Genomic DNA, 2,055 nt, shown 5'->3' on the forward strand with positions numbered 1-2,055 from the left:
GTGCGCCACGAGGCGCCTGTTTATCGAGTGGAGGTGAAAGACCTTCATCGCTGATCTATCACGGTAGAAAGGTGAAGCTGAGGGCAGCCGGATTTCTTTGGGAGTGTTGATTTCCGGTGGGAGCAGCCCTGACAAAGCCGGGACGGTTCGGTACTGCCAGACGGGCCGGGTCCGGCGAGCGAGATGGGAAGGTACACGCAAGGAACCAGTGATTGATGCCTCGTTAGGTGGAGCCGGCTCTAAATCTGGTGGATCTGGGCCGGTGTTGCGGTGCGTATCGCCTTCCTTTTAGAAGGGCGATGCCCGCTCGTATCCGTAAGGATCGGGTAGCCCATTTCGAAATGTCCGTGGCGTAGGGATGGGGGCCGTCGGGGTAGAGCTGGGTGCCTCCCTCATCGATCGATGACAGGTGAACGTGGGAACCGCTGCGCGGCCCCCTCTTCTCGCGTATCCAGCGTGGGAAAGGGAACGTACACTGCCTGCTTATGGCTGCGGAGCGGGGCGGAGCTCTCGTAGTAGTCCGGGGGCGGGAAAGCCGTCCACATGGCGAAGGGGAGCAGCGTGTCTGCAGAAATGAGTTGGGGTCATGCCAGAAGATACGCCGGTGAATATCGGCGTCATGGTGGCCATGCCGTTCACGGCGGGCCAGCGGGTACTGGGTATTCAAACGAAGCTGCACCGATGGGCGGCGGCCGACGCTGGCCGCCGGTTCGATGATCTGTTCAACCTCGTGGTGGATCCGGCTTTCATGGCAGTAGCCTGGGAACGGGTCCGGGAGAATAAGGGCGCTAGGACGGCTGGGATCGACAAACGCACCGTGCGGTCGATCGAGGCGTCTGCGGGCGGCGTGGAAGGGTTTCTAGAGGAACTGCGCAGTCAGATCAAGGCGCGGACCTGGCGGCCTCTTCCGGTTCGTCAGCGGAGGATTCCCAAGGCGAACGGGAAACTACGTTCGCTGGGGATTCCCACGGTGGCCGATCGTGTCGTCCAGGCGTGTTTGAAGCTGGTGCTGGAGCCGATCTTCGAGACGGACTTCTCCTCTTCCAGTTACGGGTTCCGGCCAGGCCGGCGGGCTCAGGACGCGGTCGAAGACATCCGCCTGCATGCTCATCTGGGCTATGAGTGGGTCTTCGAGGGCGATATCGCGGCTTGTTTCGATGAGATCTCGCACCACGCGGTGATGGAGCGTGTGCGGGAACGCATCGGCGACAAGCGCGTCCTGGCCCTGGTGAAGGCCTTCCTGAAGGCTGGAGTGATGGAAGAGACCGGCGAGCGGAAAGACCCCAGCTCCGGCGCTCCTCAGGGCGGCATCCTCTCGCCGCTCCTGGCCAACATCGCTTTGTCCGCTCTCGACGAGCATTTTGAACGAGAGTGGAACCGGCACGGCGCTGAATGGAATCGCCGCCGCTACCGGCAGCGCGGGGGCGCCACCTACCGTCTCGTGCGGTACGCGGACGACTTCGTCGTCCTGGTGTACGGCAGCCGGGAACACGCCGCCGCGCTATGGGGCGATATCGAGAAGATTTTGGACACGGTGGGTCTTCGCCTGGCGGTGGAGAAAACACAGGTCCGGCATCTCGACGAGGGGTTCGACTTCCTCGGTTTCCGTATCCAGCGGCACCGTCAATGGGGAAGCGACCGGTGGCTGGTCTACTCCTATCCGTCCAAGAAGGCCGAAGCGGCCATCCGGCGGAAGGTGAAAGAGGTCACCAAGTATCAGACCGTTGGACAGTCCGCGCACGATATGTTCCGCAGGATCGGGCAGATGGTGCGTGGATGGTGTCTCTACTTCCGGCACGGGGCGTCCAAAACCTCGTTCCTCGCCCTGGGAAACTATGTGTGGCACAGAGTGTGGACGTGGCTACGGAACAAACATCCCGGTCGGCACTGGAAATGGATCCGCCGCAAGTATTACCCGCAGCGGGGACTACCAGAAATAGACGGCATAAGGATCTACAGTCCCGCCAAGATGGCAATCAAACGCCACCAGTACAGGGGGCACAAGATCCCAACGCCATGGAGCCGCCAGCTCGCCAGAGAAGCCGCCGTCTAAAG

Annotated in this window: 1 protein-coding gene; it reads left to right on the forward strand. The window is 61.8% G+C overall.

Annotated elements, in window-relative coordinates:
* Window positions 1-586: 586 nt before the first annotated feature.
* Window positions 587-2,053 (forward strand): group II intron reverse transcriptase/maturase, encoded by a 1,467-nt coding sequence (ltrA, locus tag HKK74_RS38790; RefSeq protein WP_222723270.1) that lies wholly within the window; start codon window positions 587-589, stop codon window positions 2,051-2,053.
* Window positions 2,054-2,055: the final 2 nt, after the last annotated feature.

Origin of the sequence: Actinomadura alba (assembly GCF_014323705.1) — a bacterium.
GTDB lineage: Bacteria > Actinomycetota > Actinomycetes > Streptosporangiales > Streptosporangiaceae > Actinomadura_C > Actinomadura_C alba.